The 2,522-nt window shown below is 72.9% G+C and carries 2 protein-coding genes; both read left to right on the top strand.

Annotated features, from left to right (window positions below; translation table 11 throughout):
- Positions 1–1,163 (top strand): hypothetical protein (locus D471_RS32610; RefSeq protein WP_017597071.1); only part of this gene is annotated, 1,163 nt, incomplete at its 5' end.
- Positions 1,160–2,383, top strand: a complete 1,224-nt coding sequence (locus D471_RS0101980) for a phosphotransferase (RefSeq protein WP_017597072.1) — start codon at positions 1,160–1,162, stop codon at positions 2,381–2,383. The genes D471_RS32610 and D471_RS0101980, both read left to right, overlap by 4 nt.
- The last annotated feature ends 139 nt before the right edge of the window (positions 2,384–2,522 follow it).

Below are 2,522 nucleotides of genomic sequence, written 5' to 3' on the forward strand. Positions count from 1 at the left end.
GGGCGCTGTTCCTGTTGTGGACCGTGTTCGGGCTGGCCATGGTTTCGCTGGAGGTACCCGGCACCGTCCCGGGCAGCGGAGGGCACGCCGGGGCCGTGCACCGCGTGATCAACTACCTCGTGCTGACCGTCCTCATGCTCTACGTCGGCAACCTGTCCGAGCGCGAACTGCCGACGCGGACGGTCGTGTGGGCCCTGGCCGTGCTGTGCCTGGCCACGATCGCGGGCGGTTACCTGGGCATGCTCGCGCCCCGATTCGAGTTCACCGCGCCTCTGGAGTACCTGCTGCCCGGCCCCCTGGCTTCCGACCCCTACGTCCAGACCCTGGTGCATCCGGCGTCCGCCCAGGTCATGGACATCTTCGGCTACGAGTCGGCCCGCCCCAAGGCACCCTGGGAGTACACCAACATCTGGGGATACATGGTCTCCCTGCTCTTGGTGTGGCTCGTGGTGGGCTGGGTCCTCCAGGGGACCGGCATGGTGCGGTGGGCCGCCCTGGCCGCCGCCGCGGCGGCGGTGGCCCCGATCGTCCACTCCCTCAATCGCGCGCTGTGGGTGGGACTGGTGCTGTCGCTGGCCTACGGCGCCGTCCAGGCGCTGCGCCGCGGCCGTGTGGTGCTGGTGGGCGCCTGCGCCGTCGCGTCCGTCGTCGTGCTGCTCGTGCTGGCCGTGTCACCGCTGGCCGACGTGGTCCGCGCCCGCGCCGACAACCCGCACAGCGACGACGGCCGAGCCGCGAGCAACGCCGCGTCCGTGGCCGCCGCCGACCTGTCACCGGTCGTGGGCTGGGGCACGACGCGGGAGATGGCGGGCAGTTCGGAGTCGATCGCCATCGGCCCCACCGCCGAGTGCCCCGGCTGCGGCCAGCACGTCATCGGCAACGCCGGTCAGCTGTGGATCACCCTCATCGCCAACGGGTGGGTGGGCACCGCGTTCCTCCTCGGCTTCCTCGCCTGGACGGCGTGGCGCCACCGGGCCACGGCCTCTCCGGTGGGGCAGGGCGCCCTGCTGACCGTGCTGCTGCTGTTCTGGTACATGTTCTTCTACGTCGCGCTGATGTCCCCGCTGGCCGTCACCCTCGTCGCCGTCGCCCTGCTCTGGCGCGGCGACGCGCGGCCGACGCCCGGCCCGGTCACCGCGCGCACCAGAGGGGGTCTTCGGTGAACGGCGAGACGACCTACCTGACCGACCTGGCCGCGGTCCTGTGGCCGTGCGGCGGACTGCTCGGCCCCGGGGACGGCGGCGTACGGCGGCTCGTACGACAGGAACGGGGCAACCAGTACCTGCCGGTCCCCAACGCGCACAACCCGCGCGTGATCCTGCCCGCGCACGACCGATCGGCCGCCACACGGGGCATCGCGTCCTTCTTCCAAGGACACTCGTTCTCCGAACGGGTCCGCGCCGCCCTGCTCACCGGAGCGTTCGCCACGGGCATGGCGCCGCTGCTGCTCCGCGACCGCCTGTACGTGGGCGCGGGGCCCGGCATCGAGCACGCGCTCACCTCCGCGCTCGACCGGAAGCTGGCGATCGCCATCCACCTGGGACCGCCCAGGGCGAACCGCAAACCCGTCCTGCTGCTGCTCACCCCCGGCGGACGGACGATCGGCTACGCCAAGGTCGCCGTGAACGACCTGACGTCGCGCCTGGTGCGCGCCGAGACCCGGGCCCTGCGCCACCTCGCCGACGCCCGGTTCCGAGACGTGACGGTCCCGCGTCTGCTCTACGAGGGCGAGTGGAACAGCCACCCGCTGCTGGTCCAGGAGGCCCTGCCGGTCGGCGACCAGACCGACCGGCCCACCCGCCGCCAGCTGCTTCGATGCGTGACCCAGATCGTCGGGCTGACCGGCGTCCGCGAGCGGCGCCTGTCCGACAGCCCGTACCGGATCGCCCTGGAGGAGCGGATCGCGGCGCTCGGCACACGCCCCGAGGCGGCTCCGCTGCGCGCGGCGCTGCGCCGCCTGCCGGACGTGGCCCTCCCCTTCGGGGCCTGGCACGGGGACCTGACCCGCTGGAACATCGCCAGCACGGCGCGCCGGGCCTTCGTATGGGACTGGGAGCGGCTGACCCTCGACGCGCCCGCCGGGTTCGACGCGCTGCACTACGACCTCAACGAGTGCGTCCAGGCGGGGGTCCACCCCGGTGTGCACCGGTGGCTGGACAGCGGATCACGCTTGCTGCGCGACCCGCTGGTCACCGAGACGGGGCTGCGCCCGCACGCGGTGTCGACGGTCATGGCCCTCTACCTCATCGACCTGGCCACCCGCTACCTGCACGACCGTCAGGACGAGAGCGGAGGCCACCTGGCGGCCGTGGACGACTGGCTGCTCCCAGCGCTGGAAGGCCTCCAGGAGAGGGCGACGCACGAGGCCGCCCACACCGGTTGACACCGATCCGCCCCGCAGCGCCCACAACCGGCCCGGCCGAGGACGGGTCATCCACCACGACCAGCGAAGGACTCCGTGATTCACGTGGACACGCCGCCCGCCGCTCTCCGCCACCTGTCCGACCCCGTACGGCGGGGGC

The sequence above is a fragment of the Nocardiopsis lucentensis DSM 44048 genome (genome assembly GCF_000341125.1).
In the GTDB taxonomy this organism is placed as follows: Bacteria; Actinomycetota; Actinomycetes; order Streptosporangiales; family Streptosporangiaceae; genus Nocardiopsis; species Nocardiopsis lucentensis.